General features: G+C 63.2%; 3 protein-coding genes. All 3 read right to left on the minus strand.

Annotated elements, in window-relative coordinates; genetic code table 11:
• A partial coding sequence (locus ACR0EZ_RS25685; protein WP_480617657.1) for a dimethyl sulfoxide reductase anchor subunit family protein occupies positions 1-881 on the minus strand: 881 nt, incomplete at its 3' end.
• The gene (locus ACR0EZ_RS25690) at positions 881-1,630 is read right to left on the minus strand and encodes a 4Fe-4S dicluster domain-containing protein (RefSeq protein WP_480617659.1); all 750 of its coding nucleotides are present in this window, start codon (positions 1,628-1,630) and stop codon (positions 881-883) included. The genes ACR0EZ_RS25685 and ACR0EZ_RS25690, both read right to left, overlap by 1 nt.
• Before the next feature lie 97 nt (positions 1,631-1,727).
• Positions 1,728-4,535 (minus strand): molybdopterin oxidoreductase family protein (locus ACR0EZ_RS25695; protein WP_480617660.1); only part of this gene is annotated, 2,808 nt, incomplete at its 5' end.

Consider the following 4,535-nt stretch of genomic DNA (forward strand, 5'->3'; position numbering starts at 1 on the left):
TTGCCGTAGTACAGCCCGACGACATGTTCCGCCTGCGCAAAGAACAACCAGCGTGAGATCACGACGCCGGTCAGATGCGACAGCACGGCCAGCAGCGCAAAGACATGCTTGATCGCAACACCTGCGACCGGGATCAGGATCAGCAGCAACGGCAGGGCAAACGCCAGACCGAACGAGATGACCCGCAGCTTCTGCGCGTGCTTGCGACCGACCACGTGAACGAATTCGCGCAGCAGATAGTTGGTTCCCGTATGCGGCGGCTCAAAGGCGCGAACCGTGCCCCGGCCGCCCAACCCGGTGGCGGTGCCCAGTGTGGTGCCGGATTGGGCCAGCGCGCCGTCGCCCTTCGCCCAGTACGCAAGCTGAACGGCGCCGGCAAGGACCAGCAGCCAGGGGGCCAGTGCTTCGGCCCCGGCCAGCAAAGCGCCGCCGGCAAGGCTGAAGGACAGGAACATTGCCGGCGTCAGGTTCATGTTCCAGCGGGGAATGGTCTTGAGCTGGGTGTAGATCATCGAGGTCGTAAACACCGTGGCGAGGCTGAGCAGCGCCCCGATCCACCCCAGCAGCGCCCAGTGGCTGCCCAGAAACACCGCACCCAGCGCGTAAAGCCCCATGACGACAAGCGCGGCAACGGCGCAGACCCCTTCGCGGCTGAGCCAGCTGGATTTCCATTGGCTAAATGCTTTCCAGGCGCGTTCGGGATGTCCCAGATGAAAGGTCGAGGCCAGCAGGCCGCCCACCGCCAGCGCATAGGCGATGGCGTAGAAGATGAAGGCAACAAAGCCCGTCACCGCAGGCTGACCGAGGCCGAGGAAAAACAGCAGCCCGAAGCCCAGACCGGAGAAGGTTGTAAAGATGATGACAGAAGGGGCCGGATGCATCAGAGCTTCTCCAAGGTCTTGTCGAGCCAGCCGAGGAAGCCTTTGGGCTCTTCCGCGACCGGGGCCAGTAGTGGGGCGAGAATGTCGATCTGGTCCTCGACCTGATCCTTGGGCCGGGGCGGCAGGTATTTGTTGACCGGTTTGGTGCCCATTTCGGGCATCAGGTCCATACCGTCCCGCTCGGCCACCAGCTTGCTGACATCGCTGTCAGGGTCGCCCAGATCGCCGAAATGCCGGGCACCGGCGGGGCAGGTGCGCACGCAGGACGGCACCCGGTCCACCTCGGGCAGGTTTTCGTTGTAGATGCGGTCGACGCAGAGGGTGCATTTCTTCATCACCCCTTCGGCCACATCAAGTTCCCGCGCGCCATAGGGGCAGGACCAGGCGCAGAGGCCGCAGCCGATGCAGTCGCTTTCATTGACCAGCACGATGCCGTCCTCGACCCGTTTGTAGCTGGCCCCGGTGGGGCAGACGGTGACGCAGGGTGCGTCTTCGCAATGCAGGCAGGATTTCGGGAAGTGGATCAGCTGGGCATGGCCCTGTTCGGGTTGCACCTCGTACGAGTGCACCCGGTTCAGGAAGGTGCCCGAAGGGTTCGCTCCGTAGGCATCCTGATCTGACAGGGGCGCACCGTAGTTTTCGGTGTTCCAGCCTTTGCAGGAGATCACGCAGGCATGGCAACCGACGCAGGTGTCCAGGTCGATGACCAGACCCATTTTGCGTTCGGTGGATTGGGGTAGCTGGGTCATGGCTGCCTTGTCTCTGCTTTGGTGGTGAGGGCAGGAGCGAGGGGCCAGCCCCTCGCGCTCCCCGGGATATTTTTGGCCAGATGAAGAGCGGATCGGGTCATTTGCCAACCTTCCATGCGATATCTTTCGGGCCGGTGCCAACGGGGGATTCGATCGGGCCGAATTCGGGCTGGCTTTCGGCGTCGCCGGGGGGGGCGGCCTTTTCGATTTTGACCTTCAGGTCGAACCAGGCGGCCTGGCCGGTGATCGGGTCGGAATTGGCCCAGCGTTGTCCATCGCCCTTGGGCGGCAGCAATTCATGGATCAGGTGGTTGAGCAGGAAGCCTTTGGTGGCCTCGGGCGCGTCTTCCTGCAGGGCCCATGCGCCTTTGCGTTTGCCGATGGCGTTCCATGTCCAGACGGTATTGCTGTTCAGCGCCGCCATTTCCATTACCGGCACCGTGATTTCGCCGTGCGGCGAGCTGACCTTGGCCCAGTCGCCATCCTGTAGCCCGTGTTCGCGCATCAGTTTGGTCGGCACGTAAAGCGGGTTGCGCCCGTGCAGCTGGCGCAGCCATGCGTTCTGGGTGCCCCAGCTGTGATACATCGCCATCGGACGCTGGGTCAGGGCGTTGACGGTGAAGCCTTCGTTGCCCTGCTGGTCGGTTTCGTACCAGATCGGCATCGGGTCCATCTTGTCCCTGATCCGCTGGCGCAGATGTTCGGGGGGCTGAACGTCGCCATGGCCTTCGGCCGCCAGCTGGAACCGGCGCATCGGTTCGGAATAGAGCTGGAACAGATAGGGCTGCGGGCTGTCATAGATGCCCATGCCCACGGCCCAGTCCTGATAGGCGGTGTTCCAGGGTTTGTAGTAATCCGCGCCTTCGGGGATATGGGCCACGTAGAAACCGCCATTGTCGATGTAGCGGTTCAGCTGCTCGGGGTTGACCTCGCCCCGGCCTTCCTTGTCGCCGTCCGGACCACGGAAACCCGCCAGCGGGCCGATGCCCGGGCGCCGTTCGTGGTTGACGATGTAATCGGCATAGTCCTTCCATTTCGGGCTGCCATCTTCCTTGGTGAAGCCCGGCAGGCTCATGCGGTTGGCCAGTTCGATCAGCACCGACTGGAAGCCGCGTACGTCCCGGTCGGGTTCGATCACCGGCCAGCGGATCGCGTCGGCGGCGGCGTCGGCCTCGCAGATCGGGCGGTCCAGCAGCGAGATACAGTCATGCCGTTCCAGATAGGTGGTGTCCGGCAGGACCAGATCGGCATAGGCGACCATCTCGGACGAATAGGCATCGGAATAGATGATGTTCGGGATGACATATTTGCCGTCTTCGGTCTTGGCGGTCAGCATCTCCATCACGCCCTTGGTGTTCATGGACGAGTTCCACGACATGTTCGCCATGTACATGAACAGGGTGTCGATCTTGTACGGATCGCCCGCGGCGGCGTTCGAGATCACCATATGCATCAGCCCGTGGGCCGACATCGGGTTTTCCCAGGTAAAGGCCTTGTCGATGCGCAGCGGGTTTCCATTGTCATCCAGCAGCAGGTCCTCGGGGCCCTGCGGGAAGCCCAGATGGGGTCCGTTCAACGGCCGGCCCGGACGGCGGCGGCCATGGGGAGAGGGGTGTGCCTCGACCGGTTTGGGATAGGGAGGTTTGAACCGGAAGCCGCCGGGAACCTCGACCGTGCCCAGCAGGATTTGCAGCACGTGCAGGGCGCGGCAGGTCTGGAACCCGTTGGCATGGGCCGAGATGCCGCGCATGGCGTGGAAGCTGACCGGGCGGCCTGTCATTTTGCTGTGTTTTTCGCCCCGGAAGTCAGTCCATTCGTGGTCCAGCTCGATGGCTTCGTCAAAGGCCACGCGGGCGATTTCAGCGGCGATGGCGCGAATGCGTTTGGCGGGAATGCCACAGCGGTCGGCGACCGCCTCGGGCGCGTGCTCGTCGCTGAGGTACTTTTCGGCCATCAGGTGAAAGACCGGGCGATGGGTGATGCCGTCTTCTTCGTAGGTGGCCGACAGATCCGGGCGGACGCCGGGTTTGTCGAAGGCGGTGGGTTCGCCGGTGGCGCGGTCGATGACCAGTGGTTTGCCGTCGGCATCCCGCAGGAACAAGCCCTTTTCCGGGCCTTCGGCGGCGTTCACCAGAACAGGGGCATTGGTGTAGCGGCTGAGATAATCCAGATCGATCTTGCCCGCTTTCATCAGCACGTGGATCAGCGACAGGATGAACAGCCCGTCGGTGCCCGGCGTGATCCCGACCCAATCGTCAGCCACGGCATTATAGCCAGAGCGGATCGGGTTCACCCCGATCACCCGCGCGCCGCGCGCCTTGATCTTGCCGATGCCCATCTTGATCGGGTTGCTGTCATGGTCCTCGGCCACGCCGAACAGCATGAACAGCTTGGTGTGATCCCAGTCGGGCTGGCCGAATTCCCAGAACGCCCCGCCCATCGTGTAGATGCCGCCCGCCGCCATGTTGACCGAGCAGAACCCGCCATGGGCCGCGTAGTTCGGGGTGCCGAAATTCTGCGCCCAGAAACTGGTGAAGCTCTGGCTTTGATCGCGGCCGGTGAAAAAGGCCAGCTTGTGCGGCGCGGTTTCGTGTAATTCGTTCAGCCAGCCAACGGCGGTGCTGATCGCCTCGTCCCACTCGATCTCGCGGAACTCGCCCGAGCCGCGCGGGCCGACACGGCGCAGAGGTTTGCGCAGCCGAGACGGCGCGTTGACCTGCATGATCCCGGCGCTGCCCTTGGCGCACAGCACGCCTTTGTTCACCGGATGGTCCCGGTTGCCCTCGATATAGGCGACCTTGCCGTCTTTCATGTGAACGTTGATGCCGCACCGACAGGCGCACATGTAGCAGGTGGTCTTGCGAACCTCGTCCGAGACCTTTGGCGATGTGTCGATAACTGGCTG

Source organism: Ruegeria sp. AK4 (assembly GCF_056541025.1).